Source organism: Streptomyces sp. NPDC058240 (assembly GCF_042882135.1).
GTDB lineage: Bacteria > Actinomycetota > Actinomycetes > Streptomycetales > Streptomycetaceae > Streptomyces.
The window spans coordinates 124,794-147,016 of sequence record NZ_JBHVWT010000012.1; the positions used below are offsets into that span (position 1 = coordinate 124,794).

18 protein-coding genes and 1 pseudogene are annotated in these 22,223 nt (G+C 70.0%); 13 read left to right on the forward strand and 6 right to left on the reverse strand.

Annotation, left to right across the window (positions count from 1 at the left end):
• The first annotated feature begins 16 nt into the window (after nt 1–16).
• From ACFVX4_RS21030 to ACFVX4_RS21050, 5 genes are all read left to right on the forward strand, one after another.
• Nucleotides 17–625 (forward strand): GNAT family N-acetyltransferase, encoded by a 609-nt coding sequence (locus tag ACFVX4_RS21030; RefSeq protein ID WP_389979383.1) that lies wholly within the window; start codon nt 17–19, stop codon nt 623–625.
• An 84-nt stretch (nt 626–709) separates the two neighbouring features.
• Nucleotides 710–1,219, forward strand: coding sequence for a hypothetical protein (locus tag ACFVX4_RS21035; RefSeq protein ID WP_389979386.1), 510 nt, complete (start codon nt 710–712; stop codon nt 1,217–1,219).
• Nucleotides 1,220–1,245: 26 nt separating this feature from the next.
• On the forward strand, nt 1,246–1,869 hold the full coding sequence (locus tag ACFVX4_RS21040; protein WP_389979389.1) for an RraA family protein: 624 nt from the start codon (nt 1,246–1,248) through the stop codon (nt 1,867–1,869).
• Nucleotides 1,870–2,132: 263 nt separating this feature from the next.
• A complete protein-coding gene (locus tag ACFVX4_RS21045; protein ID WP_389979392.1) occupies nt 2,133–3,662 on the forward strand; it encodes a helix-turn-helix domain-containing protein in 1,530 nt (509 codons plus the stop codon).
• A gap of 335 nt (nt 3,663–3,997) precedes the next feature.
• Complete coding sequence (locus tag ACFVX4_RS21050) at nt 3,998–5,632, forward strand: amidohydrolase (protein WP_389979395.1); 1,635 nt, start codon at nt 3,998–4,000, stop codon at nt 5,630–5,632.
• An 8-nt stretch (nt 5,633–5,640) separates the two neighbouring features.
• Here the strand turns inward: ACFVX4_RS21050 and ACFVX4_RS21055 are convergent, their stop codons facing one another.
• Nucleotides 5,641–6,690: a LacI family DNA-binding transcriptional regulator gene (locus ACFVX4_RS21055; RefSeq protein ID WP_389979398.1), complete on the reverse strand. Its 1,050-nt coding sequence runs from the start codon at nt 6,688–6,690 to the stop codon at nt 5,641–5,643.
• A gap of 134 nt (nt 6,691–6,824) precedes the next feature.
• On the opposite strand from ACFVX4_RS21055, the gene ACFVX4_RS21060 reads away from it, so the two are divergent.
• The 6 genes and pseudogenes from ACFVX4_RS21060 (at nt 6,825) to ACFVX4_RS21085 (ending at nt 13,929) form a co-directional block, all read left to right on the forward strand.
• Nucleotides 6,825–8,453, forward strand: a complete 1,629-nt coding sequence (locus tag ACFVX4_RS21060; RefSeq protein WP_389979595.1) for an ABC transporter substrate-binding protein — start codon at nt 6,825–6,827, stop codon at nt 8,451–8,453.
• Nucleotides 8,453–9,406 (forward strand): ABC transporter permease, encoded by a 954-nt coding sequence (locus ACFVX4_RS21065; protein WP_389979402.1) that lies wholly within the window; start codon nt 8,453–8,455, stop codon nt 9,404–9,406. The genes ACFVX4_RS21060 and ACFVX4_RS21065 overlap by 1 nt, the downstream gene beginning before the upstream one ends.
• Nucleotides 9,403–10,290 carry an ABC transporter permease gene (locus ACFVX4_RS21070; protein ID WP_389979405.1) on the forward strand — a complete coding sequence of 296 codons (888 nt, stop codon included), beginning with the start codon at nt 9,403–9,405 and terminating at the stop codon, nt 10,288–10,290. The genes ACFVX4_RS21065 and ACFVX4_RS21070 overlap by 4 nt, the downstream gene beginning before the upstream one ends.
• A 5-nt stretch (nt 10,291–10,295) precedes the next feature.
• Nucleotides 10,296–11,276: an ABC transporter ATP-binding protein gene (locus ACFVX4_RS21075; protein WP_389979408.1), complete on the forward strand. Its 981-nt coding sequence runs from the start codon at nt 10,296–10,298 to the stop codon at nt 11,274–11,276.
• Nucleotides 11,273–12,085 (forward strand): ABC transporter ATP-binding protein, encoded by an 813-nt coding sequence (locus tag ACFVX4_RS21080; RefSeq protein WP_389979411.1) that lies wholly within the window; start codon nt 11,273–11,275, stop codon nt 12,083–12,085. The genes ACFVX4_RS21075 and ACFVX4_RS21080 overlap by 4 nt, the downstream gene beginning before the upstream one ends.
• A gap of 280 nt (nt 12,086–12,365) precedes the next feature.
• Nucleotides 12,366–13,929, forward strand: a pseudogene (locus ACFVX4_RS21085) (glycoside hydrolase family 5 protein).
• 190 nt (nt 13,930–14,119) lie between these two features.
• Here ACFVX4_RS21085 and ACFVX4_RS21090 read toward each other — a convergent pair.
• Both ACFVX4_RS21090 and ACFVX4_RS21095 read right to left on the reverse strand, forming a co-directional pair.
• Entirely contained in the window at nt 14,120–15,514 is a 1,395-nt protein-coding gene (locus ACFVX4_RS21090) for an NAD(P)/FAD-dependent oxidoreductase (protein WP_389979414.1), read from the reverse strand.
• Nucleotides 15,515–15,650: 136 nt separating this feature from the next.
• A complete protein-coding gene (locus ACFVX4_RS21095; RefSeq protein WP_389979417.1) occupies nt 15,651–16,436 on the reverse strand; it encodes a TetR/AcrR family transcriptional regulator in 786 nt (261 codons plus the stop codon).
• Nucleotides 16,437–16,608: 172 nt separating this feature from the next.
• Between ACFVX4_RS21095 and ACFVX4_RS21100 the strand changes: the two genes are divergently transcribed.
• Nucleotides 16,609–18,060, forward strand: coding sequence for an APC family permease (locus ACFVX4_RS21100; protein ID WP_389979597.1), 1,452 nt, complete (start codon nt 16,609–16,611; stop codon nt 18,058–18,060).
• A 381-nt stretch (nt 18,061–18,441) separates the two neighbouring features.
• Complete coding sequence (locus ACFVX4_RS21105) at nt 18,442–19,869, forward strand: amidase (RefSeq protein WP_389979420.1); 1,428 nt, start codon at nt 18,442–18,444, stop codon at nt 19,867–19,869.
• Nucleotides 19,870–20,066: 197 nt separating this feature from the next.
• Here ACFVX4_RS21105 and ACFVX4_RS21110 read toward each other — a convergent pair whose 3' ends face one another.
• The 3 genes from ACFVX4_RS21110 to ACFVX4_RS21120 form a co-directional block, all read right to left on the reverse strand.
• Complete coding sequence (locus ACFVX4_RS21110) at nt 20,067–20,909, reverse strand: hypothetical protein (RefSeq protein ID WP_389979423.1); 843 nt, start codon at nt 20,907–20,909, stop codon at nt 20,067–20,069.
• A 197-nt stretch (nt 20,910–21,106) separates the two neighbouring features.
• Entirely contained in the window at nt 21,107–21,583 is a 477-nt protein-coding gene (locus ACFVX4_RS21115; RefSeq protein WP_389979426.1) for a DUF5994 family protein, read from the reverse strand.
• A complete protein-coding gene (locus ACFVX4_RS21120; protein WP_389979429.1) occupies nt 21,580–22,188 on the reverse strand; it encodes a DUF5994 family protein in 609 nt (202 codons plus the stop codon). The genes ACFVX4_RS21115 and ACFVX4_RS21120 overlap by 4 nt, the downstream gene beginning before the upstream one ends.
• Nucleotides 22,189–22,223: the final 35 nt, after the last annotated feature.

Sequence of the window (22,223 nt, forward strand, 5' to 3'; positions counted from 1 at the left end):
AATGCAGAATGTCCGTATGCCGATAACGAATACGCCGAAAACGGCAACGGTCGACGACGCCCCGCAGATCAGCCGTTCCCTGGCCCTCGCCTTCGACGACGACCCGATGATGCGCTCGTTCTTCCCCGACGACTCCTCGCGCCAGGCGTCGCTGGTCAGTTACTTCACCACGATCTTCACCCGGCAGTACGTCCACAGCAGCGTGTGCGAGCGCACCGAGTCCGCGGCGGCCTTCTGGGTGCCGCCGGAGGCGCAGGCCAAGGCCGTTCCGGACGCGGAGACCATCCAGGAGCTGCTGAACATACTCGGCGACCGGGCCGGGCTGTTCAAGGACACCGTCGAGACGGCCGCCAAGCACACGCCCGAGGAACCGCACTGGTACCTGGCGTTGATCGGCGCCGACCCCGCCGCCCAGGGACAGGGCCAGGGGGCCGCCCTGCTGCGCTCGGGGCTGGCCAAGGCCGACGCGGCGGGCCTGCCCGCCTACCTGGAGTCCTCCAAGGCCTCCAACCTCCCCTTCTACGAACACTTCGGCTTCACCGTGCGCCAGGAGGTCCGGCTGCCGCAGGACGGGCCGACACTGTGGGCCATGTGGCGCGAGCCGCGCGGTCCGGTCAACGCCTGAGAACCGTCGGCGGATCCGGCCGGCCGTGGCCGGATCCGCCGCCCCGGCTGCGGGCAAGTCCGATGCCGTATCTATGGTTTCGCCATGGCAGTCCCAGCGATCATCCCCATCGCCCACGAGCCGGACTACCGCACCGACACCATCGGGCGGTACGCAGGCGGACAGTTCCTGGCCTCGATCACCTACGCCTTCCCGGACGGGTTCACGGTCGACGACGGCTGGGAGGAGCACAAGCGCCTCTACACCGTCCTCCACCGGTTCGACCACGAGGGCCGGCACATCGACTCGGACATCCGGTGCGCGGGCACATGGGCCGAGCAGCTGCAACGCCCTCCTGGCGAGAACTCCGTCATGGCGCGGGCACAGTCACGGATGACAGCGCTCCTCGACGGTCTTCCCGGGCGCGAGTACGGGGACATCGCGATCCGGCCCTTCCGGCTGACGGTCGACGGCGTGCTCTTCGGGCTGGTCGTCGAACGCCACGACGGCGGCGAGGACGAGTGCGACGAGGACGAGGACGAGGACGAGTGGGTCGAGCTCTACCCCGACCACCTCGGCTTCTACGCTCCCTGGGACGGCCAGTACGACACCTGACGTGCGGACCCGGACGACGGAGGAACATGAACGACGTGAGCGAGTTCAAGAACATCTCCCCGACCACCCTCGCCGATCTCCTGGGGCGCGGGCAGGTCATGGACATCGGCATCCGGCCGCTGTGGTCCTCGGTCCCGCGAGTCGTCGGCCCGGCGTTCACCGTGCGGTGTCCCCCGGGCGACAACCTCATGCTGCACGCGGCCATCCATCGCGCGGGGCCCGGCACCGTCATCGTCGTCGAGTCGGGTGACGTGGACTACGCGCTCGCGGGCGGCAACGTCTGTGCCGTCGCCCAACGCCGGGGCATCGCCGCGTTCGTGACCGACGGCGTGATCCGCGACCTCGCCGAGGTGCGCGAGATGGGCTTCCCCGTCTTCGCCAGGGGCGTCATCCCGATCCCCGGAACCAAGAAGGCCGTCGGCCCGCTCAACGGCCCTGTGCGGTGCGGAGGGGTGGACGTGGACGCCGGCGACATCGTGGTGGCGGACGAAGAGGGCATCGTGGTCGTTCCCCGCGCCGGGCACGAGCAGGTGCTCCTCGACGCGCGGACGAAGGCGGCCAAGGAGGCCGGCGAATCCCTCGACGCATGGGAGGCGGCGCATCGCGCCCGCATCGACAGCATCCTGCGCAGCGGCGGCTTCGAGGACTGACCGCCGGAAGACGACCGCCGGAAGACGACGGCCGTACGGCGACGGCCGGGACACGACGGCCAAGAGACGACGTCCGTACCCGTACGGACGCACACCGCGCGCGCTCGCGGCGCTCCGGGTGGACCATGGAACGCACGGCCCGCACCGGACCCGCGCTTTTCATACAGGCCTGACCTGCAACTGCCGCGCCGACACGCCCGAGCGTCACCCGAACACCACACCCCGACACAGGTCCCATCTCATATCTGAGATAACCTTTCGTCATGTCAGACGATTACCTCGTACGCATCGGCAAGCTCATCCGCGACGCCCGTCAGCATCGGGGCTGGACACAGAGTCAGCTCGCCGAGGCGCTCGCCACCAGCCAGAGCGCCGTGAACCGCATCGAGCGCGGCAATCAAAACATCAGCCTTGAGATGATCGCGCGCATCGGTGAGGCACTCGACAGCGAGATCGTGTCGCTCGGCTACGCCGGGCCCATGCACCTGCGGGTGGTCGGCGGCCGCCGGCTCTCGGGCTCCATCGACGTCAAGACGAGCAAGAACGCGTGCGTGGCACTGCTCTGCGCCTCGTTGCTCAACAAGGGCCGTACGGTGCTGCGCCGCGTGGCCCGGATCGAAGAGGTCTACCGCCTCCTGGAGGTGCTGAACTCCATCGGCGTGCGGGCCCGGTGGATCAACGAGGGAACCGATCTGGAGATCGTCCCGCCCGCCCGGCTGAACATGGACGCCATCGACGCGGACGCCGCCCGCCGGACCCGTTCCATCATCATGTTCCTCGGCCCGCTGCTGCACCGCATGGACCGCTTCAAGCTCCCGTACGCGGGCGGCTGCGACCTCGGTACGCGGACCATCGAGCCGCACATGATCGCGCTGCGCCGCTTCGGTCTGGAGATCGCCGCGACCGAGGGCATCTACCACGCCCAGGTCGACCACTCGGTCACCCCCGGCCGCCCCATAGTGCTGACCGAGCGCGGCGACACCGTCACCGAGAACGCGCTGCTGGCCGCCGCCCGGCACGACGGCACGACCGTCATCCGCAACGCGTCCTCCAACTACATGGTCCAGGACCTCTGCTTCTTCCTGGAGGCACTGGGCATACGCGTGGACGGCATCGGCACGACCACACTGACCGTGCACGGCGTCCCGCACATAGATGTGGACGTCGACTACTCCCCCTCCGAGGACCCGGTCGAGGCGATGAGCCTCCTCGCCGCCGCCGTGGTGACGGAGTCCCGGCTGACGATCCGCCGGGTGCCGATCGAGTTCCTCGAGATCGAGCTCGCGGTCCTTGAGGAGATGGGCGTCGACTGCGACCGTACGACGGAGTACGCCGCCGACAACGGCCGTACCCGGCTGGTCGACCTCACGGTCCGGCCCTCCAAACTGGAGGCGCCGATCGACAAGATCCACCCCATGCCGTTCCCCGGGCTCAACATCGACAATGTGCCCTTCTTCGCGGCGATAGCCGCCTCGGCCCACGGCCAGACCCTCATCCACGACTGGGTCTACGACAACCGGGCCATCTACCTCACCGACCTGAACCGCCTCGGCGGCAGGCTCCAACTCCTGGACCCGCACCGGGTGCTGGTCGAGGGCCCGACCCGGTGGCGCGCCGCCGAGATGATGTGCCCGCCCGCACTGCGGCCCGCCGTGGTGGTGCTGCTCGCCATGATGGCGGCGGAGGGCACGTCCGTACTGCGCAACGTGTATGTGATCAACCGCGGTTACGAGGAGCTCGCGGAGCGCCTCAACTCCGTGGGCGCGCAGATCGAGATCTTCCGGGATATTTGATCGACAAACGCCGCCGCCTCCTTCCTGACCAGGCAAAATGCCGGCTCGAAAGGGGGCGGCAGCACCCGTGGGGCTTCCCCGGGACGTTGCGCCTGAGCCGGGACTGCTGCGGGCCGTTGTCCGGACCCGGCACGGTCCGGGCCGAGTTGCGCGAGGATCGCGGCGGTGGCGGCGGCGCCGTGTGCGCCCGCGCGTGGCAGGCGAGAAGGGCCAGGTCGGCCGAGCCGTGGTCGTCCTCTCTCCGGACGTCTTACGACAACAGCATTGACATGTGATGGGCACCTCGGTTGCATGACCGTTCGGCACACCCCCTCCCAGTCACCTCGGAGCACCTCATGGCCAAGCCCGATCTGATCTTCACCCGTGGCCCCATCCACACCGGCGATCCCGCGCGCACCCGGGCAAGCAGCCTGGCCGTCACGGGCGAGCGCATCACCGCCGTCGGCCATGACGAGGTGCGCGAACTGATCGGCCCGGACACCGAAGTCATCGATCTCCAGGGCAAGTTGCTACTCCCCGGATTCCAGGACTCCCACATCCACGCCGTGTTCGGCGGAATGGAACTGGCCGAGTGCGATCTGACCGGCACCGTGGGTGTCGAGGACTATCTCACCCGCATACGCTCCTACGCCGACGCGCACCCGGACCGCCCGTGGATCACGGGCAGCGGCTGGTCCATGGAGAGCTTCGACGGCGGACTGCCCACCCGGCAGCTCCTCGACTCCGTAATCCCGGACCGCCCCGTTCTTCTCACCAACCGCGACCACCACGGCGCCTGGGCCAACACCCGGGCGCTCGAACTGGCCGGTCTCACGCGGGAATCCGCCGATCCTGTCGACGGCCGGATCGAGCGCGAGCCGGACGGCACCCCGACCGGAATGCTGCAGGAGGGCGCCACTGCCCTGGTCTCCCGGATCGTGCCGCCGAGCACGGCGGCGGACCGCCTCGCCGGTCTGCTGCGGGCCCAGAAGCTGCTGCACTCCCTCGGTGTCACCGGCTGGCAAGATGCCCTGCTGGGCGTGTTCGGCGGCAATGCGGACCCGTCCGACGCCTATCTGACAGCCGCCCGTGAAGGCACGCTCACCGCCCGGGTGACCGGGGCCCTGTGGTGGGACCGCGAGCGGGGGGCCGAGCAGATCCCCGAGTTGCTGTCCCGGCGGGAGCAGTTGAGCCACGGACGGTTCCGGGCCCGTGCGGTGAAGATCATGCAGGACGGCATCGCCGAGAACTTCACGGCGGCCATGACCACCCCCTACCTCGACGGGTGCGGCTGCGCCACCGCCAACTCGGGTCTGAGCTTCGTCGACCCCGTCGCCCTGCGCTCGTACGTCACCGAACTCGACGCCCATGACTTCCAGGTCCACTTCCACGCGCTCGGCGACCGGGGGGTGCGCGAAGCCCTGGACGCGGTCGAGGCAGCTGTCGAGGCCCATGGGCGACGCGGCAACCGCCATCATCTCGCCCACCTCCAAGTGGTCCACCCCGACGATCTGGACCGCTTCACACGGCTCGGCGCCATCGCCAACATCCAGCCGCTCTGGGCCGCACACGAACCTCAGATGGACGAGCTGACAATCCCCTTCCTCGGCCCCGAACGGGCCTCCTGGCAGTACCCGTTCGGCTCCCTGCTGCGCGCCGGCGCCACTCTGGCCGCAGGCAGCGACTGGCCCGTCAGCAGCCCCGACCCGATCGCCGGAATCCATGTCGCGGTGAACCGGATGGAGCCCGAGGCCACCGACGGGCGGGTCTTCCTGCCGGAGCAGCGCCTCGACCTGGCCACCGCGGTCGCCGCCTACACCGCCGGCTCGGCGCATGTGAACGGGCTCGACGACACCGGCAGTCTGCTCCCCGGCCACCTGGCCGACCTGGTGGTGCTGGACCGGGACATCTTCACGCTTCCCCCGGAGGAGATCGCCGAGGCCCAGGTCCTGCGCACCTACGTCGGCGGCACGCTGGTGCACTCCGCCTGAGGCGGAACCTAGGACGACCGACGCGAGGACTCCCGGACCATCAGGCGTGTCGGCACGAGCACGCCCGGGGGTCCTTCGTCACCGTTCTCCAGGGCGGCGACGAGAAGTTCGATCCCGGCCTCGGCAACCTCCCGCGGCTGAAGGCTCAGCGTCGAGATCGGAGGTTCGGTGTGCTCGGCCGAACCGTCCTCGCTCACACACACCACGAGAAGGTCTCCGGGTACGTCGTAGCCGTGGCGGCGTGCCGCCTCCAGGACGAGCGGCGGGCTCAGCTCCGCCACCACAAAGAGGGCGTCGGGCCGCTCGGCGGCCGTCAGCGCGCTGTCCATCGCCCGGAGCACCGGGCCGTTGCCGACGTCGGTGGCGTAGGTCACCCGGGCCGTGCAGCCGTGTGCGGCACACCAGTCCCGGTAGGCGGTCAGAACCCCCCGGTGGAAGCGGGTGGTGCTGTCGGGCAGCACCAGCGCCGTCCGCCGCGCGCCCTGCGATTCCAGATGCTCCAGAGTTTCGCGGACCGCCTCCTCGGCGTCGACGTCCACCCAGTGCGCGCCAGGTCTGCCGTCCACCGATCCGTCGCTGAAGACGGGGATACGGGCGGCGAGCAGATCATCCAGCACCCGGTCGTCGGCAACCGGATCGGCAACGATCACCGCTTCGAGCGGCAGGTCGGCCCACTCGCTCTGCAGCGATCCCGCGGGCAGCATCACCAGGGCGTAGCCGTGTTTGAGCGCCGCAGCCGCCGTAGCGCTGGTCAACTGGGCGAAGTACGGCGACTCCAGATACGTCCACGGGGTTCCTGCGAACTCCCCCACGACGTAGCCGATCAGCCGGGCCCGCCCCGCACGCAGTTGCCGGGCGGTGGCGTTGGGTCGATATCCCATTCTGCGCGCAGTCTCCCTGGCTTTCTCCCGTACGGCCGGCGAGAGCCGTCCCGTGCCGTTGAGAGCCGCCGAGACGGTGGTCTTGGAGAGGCCCGCCTCGCGGGCGACATCGACGAGACGGACGCGCGGCGGGGCGGTCCGCCGAGTGAGTCCGCCGCGTTGGGGAGCTGAGGTCATGCGCTGATGCTGCCACCCTCACGACCTCGGCAAAACCGTTCCCGCAAAGCCTTGCGCGGGAACGTTCCCGCATCAATACTCGCTCCATCTCCGCGCCCGTCACTACACCCGAAAAGGGGTGGGTCTCCTTGCGCATGTCCAGAGCCACCGCGCTGCTCGTCTGTTCCGCCGTCGTCACGACCGCCACCGCCGGGTGTTCCGGTGCGACCGGATCGCGATCCGGCGGCGGCGCCCCCGCCTACACCGTCACCGCGAACTCCCCGGCGGCGAAGGGCTCCCTCGACTCCCTCACCTGGTCGCTGTACGCCGAGCCGTACACGCTCGACTACGCCCTCGCCTACGACTACCCGCCGAACACCGTGCTCGCCAACGTGTGCGAGCAACTGCTGCGGGTCACCCCCGACATGAAGATCGAACCCGGGCTGGCCGTGAAGTACGCGAACCCGGACCCGAAAACCTGGGTGTACACCCTTCGACGGGGTGTGAAGTTCCACGACGGATCGACCATGACGGCGGACGACGTGGTCGCCTCCCTCAAACGCCACATGGATCCGGCCACCGGCTCCCCGTGGGGCTCGGCCTTCAAGAACGTCTCCTCCATCAGGAAGAGCGGGCCGCTGGAGGTGACGATCCGGCTCAGCAAGCCCGACGTGCTCCTCAACGAACTCATGGCGGCCTCCCCCGGCACCGTCGAGAGCGCCGCCTTCCTGGCCAAGACCGGTAAGAACTACGGCGGCCCCAAGGGCAAGGTCAACTGCACCGGCCCGTACACGCTCGACAGCTGGGCCCAGGGCGACAGCCTCACTCTGAAGAAGTACACCGACTACTGGGACCGGTCGCTGATTCCCAGGACCAACACCGTGAGGTTCACCTTCATCGAGGACCCGTCGGCCCGCACCAACGCCTTCCTGTCCGGCACGGCCGACGGCGGCTACCTGGTGCCCTCCTCCTCTCTCGCCCAGCTGCGCGCCAGCTCCAAGGGCACGGTGCACTTCGGCCCCAACACGGCGGCCGCCGATCTCTCCGTGCTCGACCTCAAGGGCACGCTCGGAAACCTCAAGGTCCGCCAGGCCCTCTCCATGGCCCTCGACCGCAAGAACATGATCAAGGCTGCCGCCGGCGGCATCGGCGTTCCCGCGAAGGCGCCCACCGCGCGCGGCGCGTGGGCACTGGCGCCCGAGAAGGCCGACGACTACTTCAAGGCGCTGCCCGAGCCCGTGTACGACGTGGCACGCGCGAAGAAGCTGATCGCCGAGGCCGGTGCCACGGGGCGCAAGGTCACCCTCGTCACCAGTTCGCTCGCCCCGGAGATCAGCGTCATGGCCAACGCCGTCCAGGCGGCCGGCAAGCAGATCGGCCTCGACGTAGTACTGAAGGCCGTTGCCCCGGAGGCGTACACCAGCATCTTCGTCGACCCCGGCGCCCGCAAGGGACTGGACCTCGTCATCACCAACGGGTACGACAACACGCCCGACCCGCTGGAGTTCTACCAGTACCTGCGCACAGGTGACTTCGGCAACTACGGCAACTGGTCGAACGCCGAGTTCGACGCCCTCTTCGACAAGGCGAACGCGGAGCCCGATGCGGCGCGCCGAGCGGACCTGACCGCCGAACTCCAGCGCATCGCCGTGCGCGAGCTCCCGATCATCCCGCTGTACGAAGCCCCTTACTCGGTCTTCCTCGGCAGCCGGGTGACAGGTGCCCCGACCGGCATCGCTCAGCTGTACTACCCCTGGGCCGCGAAGATCGGGGCCGCGCAGTAATGACGCGCTATCTGATGAGCCGCCTCGGCGGCCTGGCGGTGGTGCTGCTCATCACCTCGTTCATCGTCTTCGGCACCGTGCATCTCGCGCCGGGCGACCCGGTGACCTTCCTGCTCCACGGCCGCCCCGCGACCCCGGACGCGGTCGCGGCGCTGCGCACGCAGTACCACTTGGACGACCCGCTGCCCGTCCAGTACGCGAAGTGGCTCGGCGGCGTCCTGCACGGCGACTTCGGCCGCTCCACCCAGTTCCACCAGGACGTCGGCTCCCTCATCGCCTCCCGTCTGCCGGGCACCGCGCTGCTCGTCGGTTACTCGGCACTGCTGGTCGGCGTCCTCGGCGTGACGGGCGGCATCTTGGCCGCCCTGCGCCCCGGCGCGGTGGACCGCGCGGTGCTCCTCGGAACCGGCGTCGCCACGGCCACTCCCTCGTTCGTCAGCGCCATCGCGCTCGTCTCGCTCTTCTCGGTCCAACTGGGCTGGTTTCCCGGGCCCGGTGGCACTCCCGAGGGCTTCGGCGACCGCCTCTACCATCTGACGCTGCCCGCCTTCGCCCTGGCGGTGACGTTCGCCGGACTGCTGGCCCGGGTCACCCGGTCGGCGATGCTCGACGAACTCGGGCGTGAACACGTGGAGGTGGCGCGCGCCCGCGGTGTCGCGAGAGGCGCCGTGGTCCGTCGGCATGTGCTGCGCAACGCACTGGGCCCCATCGTCACCGTCGGCGGCACCATGCTCGCCGGCCTGTTGATCAGCACCTCGATCGTCGAAACCGCCTTCAACGTGTCCGGTATCGGCTCCCTGCTGGTGCAGGCGGTGACCGCCAAGGACTTCGCCGTCGTCCAGGCGATCACGCTGCTCAGCGTGGCGGCGTTCGTCGTCGTCAACCTGATCGTCGATCTGCTCGTGCCGGTTGTCGATCCCCGGCTGTCCCTCTACGGGGAGGCTTCCCGATGACCACTGCCATCTCCCCCGCGCCCCCCTCCCCGGGCGAGCTGCGCCGCCGCCGGGGCCTGCGCGGACTTCAGGTTCTCGGCCAGGGCCCACTGTTCACGGCAGGTGTCGTCGTGCTCGCGGTGCTCGTCCTGATCGCCGTCCTCGCCCCCGTACTCGCACCGTACGACCCCGACGTGCTCGACCTGTCGGCGAGCCTGACAGGCACCAGCGCCGACCATCTCCTCGGCACCGACCAGTCGGGCCGGGACATCCTTTCGAGACTCATCCACGGTGCGCGGACGGGCCTGCTCGGACCGCTCCTCGTGGTCGGCGTCTCGACCCTCCTGGGCACGCTCGTCGGCCTCGTCGCCGCCTGGCGCGGCGGCTGGGCCGATGCCCTGCTGTCCCGGTCGATGGACCTGGCCTTCGCGATCCCCGGACTGCTGCTGGCCATCCTTCTGGTGGCCGTCCTCGGCTCGGGCATGGCCGCGCCCGTGATCGCCATGGCCGTGGCCTACACCCCGTACGTCGGACGCCTGGTCCGAGGCCTCGCCCGTCAGGAGAAGGCCCGCGCCTACATCGAGTCCTACCGCGTGCAGGGCTGGTCGGGCTGGACGATCTGCCTGCGTCATCTGCTGCCGAACATCGCGCCGACCGTGTTCGCACAGTCCGCGATGAACTTCGGCTACGTGCTCATGGATCTCGCCGCCCTGTCCTTCCTCGGGTTCGGGGTGCAGCCGCCCACGGCCGATTGGGGAGCCATGATCAACGAGGGCCAGTCGGCGATCCAGCAGGGAGCGATGCTGCCGGCGCTCGCGCCGTCCGCGTGCATCGTCCTCGCCGTGGTCGCCTTCGGCATCGTCGGCGAAGGGCTCGCCGACCGAATCGCGAAGCGGGAGCGGTGAGTTCCATGACCGAGTACGAATCCCCGGCGCTGGAGATCGACGGGCTGGGCGTCCGCCTGCCCGGCGAGCAGGCGGCCCGGCCCATCCTCGACGGCGTCACGTTGCGGGTCGACGCCGGCGAGACCGTCGGCCTGGTCGGCGAGTCCGGCTCGGGCAAGTCGGTCGCGTGCCGCAGCGTGCTCGGGCTGCTGCCGCCTCGGGCGCGAACGAGTGGTGAGGTGCGGGTCGCGGGCCGCGACGTCCTGGCCATGAACCGCGCCGAACTGGCCGGGCTGCGCGCCAGGGAGGTCGCGATGATCTACCAGGACCCGCGCGCGTCCGTGAACCCGCTGCGCCGCGTGGGCGACTTCCTCACCGAGGGACTGCGCGGTGCGGGCACCCCTGCCGCCGCGGCCGAGAACCGGGCCGAGGAGCTCCTCGACGCGGTGGGCATCCGCGATCCGAGGGGCGCGCTGCGCCGCTACCCGCACCAGTTCTCCGGCGGGATGCTCCAGCGTGTGGTCATCGCGGCCGCCCTCGCGGGCGAGCCCGCGCTGCTGGTCGCCGACGAGCCGACCACGGCCCTCGACGTCACCACCCAGGCGGAGATCATCGCAATCCTCACCCGCCTCCAGGCCGCACGCGGCACCGGAATGCTCTTCGTCACCCACGACCTCGAACTGGCCTCGGCGATCTGCGACCGCGTGTACGTCATGTATGCGGGCCGGATCGTCGAAACCAGCAGCACCGACGCGCTGTTCGACCAGCCACGCCACCCGTACACGGCGGGACTCCTCGCCTGCACGCCCCGTATCGAGGCCGGAGCCGCCGCCCCACGCCCGATCCCGGGCCGGCCCGTCTCCCTCGCCGAGGCCCCACCGGGGTGCGCCTTCGCAGCGCGCTGCGCCCACGCACAGCCGCGCTGTTTTGAGGGAACACCCGAACTTGCGCACCACGGCGACGGACTCGCCGCGTGCCACCGCGCCGACGAAGGGATCACACTGTGACCGGGGCAACCGAGGAACTCGTCGTCCAGAGACTGTGCAAACGGTACGGAGACCACACGGCGGTGCAGGATGTGTCCTTCACCCTGCCGCCGGGCTCCTCCCTCGGCATCGTCGGCGAATCCGGCAGTGGCAAGACCACGACGGTGCGGATGCTCGTCGGCCTGGAGCGCCCGGACCACGGTACGATCCGCATCAACGGACGTGACCGGTCGGCACCCGCCCGGGGCAGAGCCGAGCGACTCGCCCGCGCACGCGAGATCCAGATGGTCTTCCAGGATCCGTACCTGTCCCTCGATCCACGGGTGACCGTGGGCCGGTGCATCGAGGAGGTCCTGCGCCTCCACTTCCCGATGGACACAACGGCCCGGCGGGAGCGCGTCATCGAGCTCCTCGACCAGGTCGGGCTCGGGGAACGGGAGGCAGCCGCCTTGCCCGGCAAGCTGTCCGGCGGTCAGCGCCAGCGCGTGGCGATCGCCCGCGCGCTGGCCGCCGAACCACGCGTCCTCGTCCTCGACGAGGCCGTGGCGGCCTTGGACGTGTCCATCCAGGCGCAGGTGCTCGAACTCCTGGGCACCATCCGGCGCGAGGTCGGCATCGGCTTCCTCTTCGTCACCCATGACCTCGCCGTCGTGCGGCACATCACCGACGAGGTGATGGTCCTGAGGGAGGGACGAGTGGTGGAGGCGGGCCCCACGGCCGAGATCCTCGACGCGCCTCACCACCCCTACACACGCCTGCTGCTCAGCTCCGTCCCCCGACGCGGCTGGGACCCGGCCGACGCCGCGGCCGCCCGCCGCTCCCTCGGCTGACCCTGCCGTTCCAAGCCCCGCACCCGGACCGAGGGGCGGCGTACGCGCGCGTCCCGGCTGCCCGACCGCCGGCAGGACGTACCCGCCGCGTCCTGCCCGCCCTTGCGGTTCGTGAGCAGAGCCCCACAACATCCACGCATCGTCACCGTGTACATCTTCGGGACCGGCCTGCACACTGGGCAGCCCTTGATCCCTCTTGTCACGGTGCCCGGCGCAGGGCGCCGATCCCGAAGTCGTAAACAGCACTGCCCCGTCCGTACGCGGTCCTCTGGAGGACACAGTGAGACGAACCCTGTTCCCGGCACTGCTGTCGGGGGCGCTGTTCCTCGGAGCGCTCGGAGCTGCCACGGCGGCTGCTGCCACAGACACGTCGCCCACGACCCGCGTGCCGGCCGCGGGTGACACGGGCCGGCTCGCCGATGCGTGGACTGCGCCCCTGAGTACCCGGGGCCGGTACATCGTCGACGCCTCCGGCAACCGCTTCAAGCTCAAGTCCGCGAACTGGCATGGCGCACAGGGTTCCTGGAACGGGTCCGGAGACATCAACGCCCCCGCGAACCATCACGACGGCGAGAAGGCCGACCAGATGCCGCTCGGCCTGGATCGCGCGCCGGTCCAGGCGATCCTCGCCGATTTCCACGAGTTGGGCATCAACAGCATCCGCCTGCCGTTCTCCAACGAGATGCTGCACGATCAGCGGCCGGTCTCCGACGCCTCGGTCGCCGCCAATCCGGCGCTGCGGGGCAAGACCCCGCTCCAGGTCTTCGACGCCGTCATCGCCGCCACAACGGCGGAGGGCTTCGCGGTGATTCTCAACAACCACACCAACACCTCGCGCTTCTGCTGCGGCCTGGACGGCAACGAGCGCTGGAACACGAGCCAGTCCACCGCACAGTGGGAGAACGACTGGATCGCCCTCGCCCGCCGCTACAAGGACAACAAGCGCGTCGTCGGAGCCGACCTCTACAACGAGGTTCGCCGTACCGTCACCGACGACGCCAACTGGAACCGGGGCGACGAACACGACTGGTGGGCCGCTTCCCAACATCGGCAGTGACGAGATCAACCCGCAGGCCCGTGCGTGGTTCGGCAACTTCGTGGACTATCTGATCGACCGGGACGCCGACTTCGCCTACTGGCCGCTGGTCGGATGGACCGGACACGGCACCTGGTCGATCCTGAACTACGACACGCAGGGGCAACGGTCGGGGATCCTCGACGGCAATGACTGGCGCGCGGCCCACTGGAGCCGCCTCGTCGGCGCACCGCAGAAGAGCAGCCCGGTCGCGGACGCCGATACATGGGACATGCTCAACCTCGATCACGCGGACGCGGTCCAGTCACTCCGGACACGGGCCCGGGCAGACTGGGATCCGGGAGCCCGTAAAGGGGTGTGCCCCGACGGACAGCGTCTCACCGGTCTCGCCCACAGCGGTGGGCGGGGGCTGTGCACCGACGCCGGTCTCTCCCTGACCGTCCCTGCCGGGGCGCAGTCCGACGTGGTGCGCGACGAGCGTCATGTCCAGCAGGGCGACTGGGCCGGTGGGTACACCAAGTACCAGTGCGGAGTGGACCAGTTCGTCTCCGGGTACAGCGTGCGCGGCCAGGAGGTGTCGGCGGTGCTGTGCTCTCCCGCGGGCCGCGGGCTCGGGACGAGCGGTCGGACGGTGTGGTTCGACCGTGGGGACAACCGTCCTGCCGGTGAGCCCGGGGGCGAGTTCGCCCTGGGCAACTTCAAGGGCCAGTGCCGCACCGATGAGTATCTGGCGGGTGTCGCCTTCACCGGCGCCTGGGCCAAGGGGAAGACCCCGGACGCCCTTCTGTGCCGGAAGCTTGAGGGCTGACGCCCGCGACCTCAGGTCGTACTTCAGCGCGTCCGCTCCCCGCCCCTGGCCCCCTCGGCCACGCAACGGGTCACCCGGAAGGAGAAGCCCCGGCGGAGCGCCGTAACGGATCTTGTCCGGGGCCTCTGTCACACCTCGTGCGCAAGCCGTTCGACCGCCCGGCGGGGATCCTTGCCCGGGTGACCGGCCATCAGCTTCCGAAACCGAGGCCGAGCCGGTCGAGGGTCTTGAGCCAGAGGTTACGACGCCCGGAGTTCTCGTCCGCGCGGGCGAGGGACCACCTGGTGGCCTGGATTCCCGCCCATCGGACCGGTTCCGGCGGGAAGGGAAGGGGCTTGCGCCGCACCATCTCCAGTCGTGTCCGTTCGGTGCGCTCGCCGGCCAGGAGGTCGAGCATCACCTCGGCACCGAAGCGGGTCGCCCCCACGCCGAGGCCGGTGAATCCGGCCGCGAAGGCGACCCTGCCCCGGTGCGTGGTGTCGAAGAACGCGGAGAAACGGCTGCAGGTGTCGATTGCGCCGCCCCAGGCATGGGTGAAGCGCAGCCCTTCCAGCTGGGGAAAGGTCCGGAAGAAGTGCCGGGCCAGGGTGGCGAAGGTCTCCGGCCGCTGGTCGTGTTCGGCTCGCACCCGGCCCCGGTAGTGGTACACGGTGTCGTAACCGCCCCACAGAATCCGGTTGTCGGTGGAGAGCCGCACGTAGTGGAACTGGTTGGCGACGTCGGAGAATCCCTGCCGGTTGCGCCAGCCGACGGCGGCCAGCTGATCGTCCGTCAGCGGCTCTGTCATCAGCGCGTAGTCGTACACGGGGACGGTGTAGAGGCGGTGCCGCTTGACCAGGGAGGGGAAGGCGTTGGTAGCGAGTGCGACCCGGTTCGCCAGGATGCGTCCGTACGGCGTCCGCACCGTGATCCCCGGGTCGGCCTCCTCGATGGCCGTTGCCCTGGTGCGCTCGTGGATGCGTACGCCGAGGTCCAGACAGGCCTCTTTGAGGCCCCATGCCAGACGTGCGGGGTTGAGCATCGCCGTGCCCTCCTCGTCCCAGAGCGCACCCAGGAAGGTCGGCGAGGCGATCTCGGCCCGGACCTGGTCGGCGTCGAGCACCGTCTGCTCGGAACCGTAGCGGGCGGCAAGCGCGGCCAGCTCGTGCAAGTCGTCGACCTGGTACGGCTCGGTCGCCACGCTGAGGGAGCCGGTGCGCTCCCAGTCGCAGTCGATGCCGTATCTCTCGATCGCGTCCTCGATGGCCAGGAGGTTCTGGACGCCGAGCCGTTCCAGCTCGGCGAGCTCGTCGGGCCAGCGATCGAGGCCGTTGCCCAGACCGTGGGTGAGGCTGGATTCACAGAAACCGCCATTGCGCCCGGATGCGGCCCAGCCGATCTCCTCGCCTTCGATCAGGACGACGTCACGGGAGGGGTCGCGCTCCTTGGCGATCAGAGCGGTCCACAGGCCGCTGTAACCCCCACCCACCACGAGCAGATCGCAGCGGGTGTCGGCGACCAGGGCCGATATGGCCTGCGGGCGGCCGGGGTCGTCCAGCCAAAACGGGGTGGGGGCGGCATCCCGGAGCGCGTGAACGGGATCCATGGCGGACTCCTCGGGTGGTGCGTAGTGCGGCTGGTCCTACGGGTTCCGCCATCAGACTCCGGTCCGAAATTGATGTCAACGACGTTGACATAAGCCTCGTCACCGCAGCTCGACCGGACCCGGGACCGCGACCCGATCAGGACCTGCTGCGATCCGTCCGATCCGCGTCCCGGCGGGGCGTGCGGCGAGAGCGCCCGGTCCGGCCCCGGCCGGCCTCTCCGGCCGCCCCGGGCAACTTCGCTTCGACGGCGTCGAGCAGTAGCTCCAGCGCGAACGGATAGCCGCTGAGCATCATCTCGGCGGCCAACAGGCGCACGGTGGCGGCGATGTGGGGATAGTCGTTCGCATCCAGGAGGCCGTAACGGTCCTGCCACACCTGCAGATCGGCTGCCTGAGCAGGTGCCGGAAGGGCGAGCGCCGCCGCGTCCAGGGCCGCGAAGGCGAGCGCCTGGTCCACGAAGGCGTGATAGATCCGCACCGCTTCCCGATCGGGGAAACCCGCCGACCGCAGCACGCCGAGGATCGTCTCCACGGCCCGCATCTCGTTGTTCCGCCCGGTCGTCCGGTGCGCCGCCAACATGGCTGCCTGGGGGTGCGCCTGGTAGGAGGCGTGGATGCGCAGACCCAGCTCGCACAGGTCGGTACGCCATTCGCCGGTGGGCCGCCAGCCCCGCCGGGCACGCCCGATGAGTTCATCGGCGATCGCCAGCAGCAGGTCGTCGGTGTTGCGGAAGTACCGATAGAGCGCACTGGGGTCGGCACCCAGGGCGGCTCCCAGCCGCCGGACCGTCAGAGCGTCCGCACCATGCCGGCCGACCAGCCGCAGGGCCGTCTCCACGATGATCTGCTCGGACAGCACCGTGCCCTGCTTCGTCGGCCTTCTGCGCCGCCGCTGCGGCTCCGGAACCACACGCTCATTCATGGCGCGGAGCTTATGACAACGCCATTGACGTGTGAAGGGGGCAACGGTTTCATGGCCTGCCATCCGGGTCCTCCGGCCATCTTCCCCCGAAGCAAGGCGACGACCGTTGGCGGTACCAGTGAAGTACGCAAGCACCGCGCCGAGAACAAGCGCCCAGGCCCCGCAGGCCGCGATGGGGAAGTCCATCGGCGTCGTCGACGGCATCGTCCTCGCCGCGTCGAGCACAGCGGCCACCAGCAGTATCGGCATCGGACTCGGTCTGATGGCGAGCATCGTCGGCCTGCACCTGCCGGCGATCATGCTGCTGGCCTTCCTGCCCGTGCTCGGCATAGCCGGCGGATACGGGCGGCTCAACCGGGTCGAACCCCACGCCGGCAGCAGTTACAAGTGGGTCGGCCGCATCCTCAGCCCCTGGCTGGGCTTCCTGGTCGGATGGGTCAATGTCATCGGCACCATCGTGTTCATGGCCTACACCACCACGGTGACGGGGTCGGCGGTCATCCAGCTCCTGGTCCAGGCCGACCTCCACAGCGTCGGCGGCCTCTCCCTCGATCCCGACTCCACCCTCCAGTCCACGCTTCTCGGCATGGCCGTCCTGGTCGCCGCCGCGCTGGTCGCCGTTCGCGGACTCGGCCTCGCAGCGCGTCTCCAGAAGTACCTGCTGATCTTCGAGTACGGCGTGCTGCTCGCGTTCTGCGGCTATGGCCTGTTCGCCGGGGACCAGCCCTTCTCGATCCAGTGGTACAACCCCTTCGACATCCCCTCGGCCGCGGCCCTCGCCCAGGGCATGGTGCTCGCGGTCTTCTGCTACTGGGGCTTCGAGTCGGTCTTCAGCATCGGTGAAGAGGTCAGTGACCCGCGGGACGCCTCCCGCGGCGGTTTCATCGCCCTGACCGTGATGCTCCTCCTCTTCCTGCTCGCCGGCACAGCCTTCCAACGCGTCCTGCCGCTGGACGAGTTGGCGGGCAACGGCGCGCAGGGGCTCGCCTACTTCGGTACGAAGCTCGCCGAGCAGCCGTTGGCCGCACTGCCGCTCATCGCCCTCATGTTCTCCGCGGTGGCATCGCTCCAGGCCTCGGTCATCCCCACCGCCCGAGGGATGTACGCGATGGGCCGCGACGGCGTCCTCGGCCCCGTCTGGACTCGCCTGCACCCCAAGCACGGGACCCCCGCCGCCGGCACCCTGCTGATCACCGCGATCGCCCTGGTCCTCGCCGCGATGGCGCTGGTCATCCCCACCGTCAACGATCTGATCTCCGCCGCCGTCAACGCGATCGGAATCGTCGTCGCCCTTTACTACGCCCTCACTGCGGCGGCGGCCGCGGTGAGCTTCCGCCACTTGCTGCGCACATCACCGCTGGAGGCCCTGCGCGCGGTCGTCGGACCGGTGCTGGGCGCGCTCGCGCTGCTCGCCACCGGCGGCTACCTCACGTGGACGTTCTACCGCTCCACCGATCACTTCGAAGTCTCCGCCGACAACGGCTGGTTCGCGCTGCTCGTCCCGGTCCTGATGGTCGGCTCCGGCCTGCTGGCCGCCGCGTGGGCCCGCTGGCACCACCGGTCGCCCTACTTCACCGATACCCGTGAGGCCGCCGGCAGCGAACCGGTGAGCGCCGCCGTCTGACCGGCCATGACCAAGGCCGATCCGGTCTTCACCCGAGGCCCGTGCGCACCGGGGCTCCACCCGAAGCCGGGCGAGGAGCCTCGCCGTCATCGGGGAGCGGACCTCGGCCGTCGGCCACGACGGGGTACGGGATCTGATCGGCCCGAAGACAGGGGCGGCCGGCCTCGGGGGCAGGCCGCCTGTTGGTTCCCCGCCGCCAGGACTTCCGCATCCGAGATCACCGGTCCCCGGGCCCACCACACGCGCCGTGACCGGTCCCCGGCCTTCCCGCACCCGCCACTGGACTCCGGGGCCGCAGCCCCGGACGGGATCCGGCCCCGCACCCGCGCACGCTCCCCCGCGCTCACCCGATTCCTCCGATTCCACGAAAAGGACCACCGCATGACCGACCTCACCGACCTTGCCTATCTGCCGGCAATCGAGGCCCTGCACCGATTCCGCGACCGCTCCCTCTCACCGGTCGAGCTGATGACCGCGGTCATCGCGCGTGCCGAAGCCGTCGAGCCGAAGATCAACGCCCTTGCCGAGCGGACCTTCGAGGAGGCGCTCGCCGCCGCCCGCGTCGCCGAAGCGCGGTACGGCGGCAAGGGGGAGGCACCTCGCGCTCTGGAGGGCCTCGCGGTCGCCACGAAGGAGGAGCAGCCCATCGCGGGCCGCCGCAGCACGGACGGCTCCCTGGCGTTCCGGGAGGAGATCGCCGAGCAGACGCACCCGGTGATCGAGCGGGTCCAGGCTGCCGGCGGCATCGTGCACGCGCGGACCACAACCCCGGAGTTCAGCTGCGCGGGATACACACAGTCCCGGCTGTGGGGCGTCACCCGCAACCCGTGGAACCTGGAGTTCTCTCCGGGCGGCTCCTCGGGCGGCGCCGGCGCGGCGCTCGCGGCGGGCGCGGCGACGCTCGCCACCGGCTCCGATATCGGCGGCTCGATCCGCATCCCCGCTTCGTGCACGGGCACGGTCGGCTTCAAGCCGCCGTACGGGCGCGTGCCGGCGATGACGCCGTTCAACCTCGACACGTATTGCCACGACGGTCCGATGGCGCGCACCGTCGGCGACTGCGCACTGCTGGAGAACGTCATCGCGGGGCCCCACCCGTTGGACGCGGTCTCACTGCGGCCCGCACTCGTGCTGCCCGAGCGGTTCGAGGGCGTCGAAGGCCTGCGGGTGGCACTCTCCGTCACCCTCGGGGACTGGCCGGTCGATCCCGAGGTCGAGGCCAACACCCGCGCGGTCGCGAAGGCACTGCACATGGCCGGAGCCGTCGTCGAGGAGGTGGAGGTCCCCATCATGCGGGCGGACGTGACGCGGGCGGCGCTGATCCACTTCGGCTCGATCTTCGGCCCGTACGTGGCATCGGTTGCTGCTGAGCACAGCGACCAACTCACCGCGTACGCACTCGACTTCGCCCAGCGGGCTGCCGAGGCCGTCCGCGAGCCCGGCAGCTTCCTGCAGGGCCTTGAGATCGAGGCCGCGATGCAGACGACGCTCGGCTCCCTGCTGGACCGCTACGACGTCCTGCTGTGCCCGACGACCGCGATCCCGGCGCTCAGGGCGGACGACGACTACCTGTCGACCAAGGTCGTGATCAACGGCGTCGAACTGGACTTCTACCTGGAATCGGCGATGACCACAGCCTTCAACATAGCCAGCCGCTGCCCGGTGCTGAGCGTGCCGTCCGGTTTCGCCTCGACCGGAGTGCCGACGGGGGTACAGCTCGTCGGACGCACCTACGACGACGCCACGGTGTTCCGTGCCGCGGCAGCGATCGAGTCCATCCGCCCCTGGAACAGCGTCCCAGTCCTCTGACTGGCATCATGCCGCCGGAACCACGGACGCGGCCCCAGGGCGTTTTTCAGAAGTTCCGTCACACAGTCCGAACACGGTCGCGCAGCAGGTTCAAGGAGCCGCCTGGCCCCTCCGCGACAGCCAGGGCCTCTCGTTTGGAGTGTGACCCGACGGCCCTCCTGTCCAGGCAGCGTGCCTGTTCGGGAGGCCGTCGGTCGTTACGGGCGGCGCTGGTGGCCGACGTCGCGGGCGAGGTCCAGGCCGAGGACGCGGTCGAGGTGGGCGAAGGTCTCGAACTTGGCGCCTGACGGCATGTCCGACCGTCCCGCCACATCGGCCAGCAGCGCCAGGACGGCGGCGACGTCGAGGTCCTCGGCGAGCGCCGTATGCGACTGCCGCAGCAGGTCGGCGGGGATCGGCCTGGACGGCTCCTGCGCCCAGTCGGCGACCGACCTGCGCCATTCGCGCAGGGTCCGCCGGGCCTCGGCGAGCGCTGAACCGGTGACCGTGACCGGAGTTCCGTAGGGACGACCGAGCAGCAGCAGGCGCACCGCCAGTGGATCGGCGGTCTCCGGTTCCGTTGTGTCCGGGAGATCCGGGTCGAGGAGGTGGCGCGGGTCGGGGACGTCCTCCGTCGGTGGAGCCGTGCCGACCTGCGCCACCTCGATCCGGGCCCCGTCCGTGAGGTCGCCCGGGTCGGCGCCCATGGCGACCACGTGTACGTCGGCGGGGCCGCCCAGTGCCCCGTCAGGACGGTGCGCTCCGACGACGACGGGGGGATGGATGCCGAGCACCGCCATGACCCGGTCCAGTGCCCGGGACCGGTCGGGCGTCAGCTCCGGGGTGGTGAGGACCGTGACGACCTGGAGGCCGTTCAGCTCCGCGGTGCGTGCCAGTACGTCACCGATCAGCGGGACGCGCAGGTGCACCGGGCCGATCCCGGTTCCGGTGTCCACCCCCTCGCCGATGGCCGGCAGATGGACGCAGCTGCGCAGCAGGCGGCGCGGTGCGGCGGGGATCTCCACGAGGTGACCGGTGCGGGTGTCGGCGATACGCAGCATGATGCGGAGGCTAGTCGCGGAGGCATCCCGCGCACGAGAGCCCGTGCGCACCGTTTGCTCCTTATGCCATAAATGCCCTCCTGGGAGTAGCCTGGGTTGTGGGTTGGTGCACGCTCACGTGCACCGCCTGAAAGGGCGACCCCGGCGCGTATTACCGGGGTCGTTGTCATGTCGGCCGCCGGTGCAGGGCTCCCCGGCTACGCGGGGGTGATGCCGGCGGCGTCGAGTATCTGCACTGCGGAGGTGCGGTTGTCGTCCTGTACGGCCATGGTCATCGCGGTGTGTGCGGCCTCCGCGGAGGTCTGCGGTGGGATGACCAGGAACGCGAAGTGATCGTGGTGACCGCGAGTGATGATCATCGTGCTGTCGTCGACATCGGACCAGTCGATACGGACCTTGTGGTCACCGACGACGAGATGGGCCGGGACCTCGTCCCAGGCACTCGCGTCCAGGCCGACACGTGCGATGGGTCCGAGACTGGCCGTCAGCGCGTCGATCAGGTCGGGCAACTGGCTTCTGATGTCGCGCGAACGAGGCCACCAGGCACCGTCGAAGAACCCGGCACGGCTGGAGGTCGTCTCCAGCCGCAGTACGGCACTGCCCGGGACCACCGGCTGGTCGACGGTGTCCCGGAGAAGCAGGAGAGGTGCCGGGGTACGTGAATCGGCAGTCATCGGTTGCCACCCGTCCGCCCGAGACACGGGGTCGTTTCCGGGCGGACGGGCCGTCGGGGTGCCGGCGTCCGGGGCGCTGTGCCCTGGCCGCCCTCGGAGTCCCAGGCCAGTTCCCGGGTCGAGTCCCAGTCGGCCTCGGCCGCGATCCGGAAGAACTCCGCCTCACGCATCAGGCCGCTCGCGGTGAGAACCCGGAGGGGATCAGCGGCTGCGGTCATCAGCCGGGCGGCTGTGGCCGGGCCGGTCTCCGGCGGGATCACCAGCAGGTCCCAGCGACCGGTCGTGTAGGAGAGCAGCAGGAGCTTGTGCGGGTCCTGCTCGGCCTTGAACCAGCCGACGTGGACCAGATGCCCGGTGACCTGCACCTTGCGCGGGACGACCGGCCAGAACGTGGGGTTGACGGTGACCCGGGTGATCCTGCCCCAGAGCGCATCGAGTACGGCCATCAGCGGCGGCAGTTCCGCCGTCAGGTCGCGGGAACGGGGCCACCAGGCACCGTCGACAAGGGCCGGAGAGGTGCCGACGGGCGCCAGCATGAGTCGGAGCGGCAACGAAGGAGGGGTCCGGTCTTCGACCGCCTGCGGATACTCAATGATCGCGGTCATGACGCGAACCCTGCTCCGGGCCGGTCATGACCGGC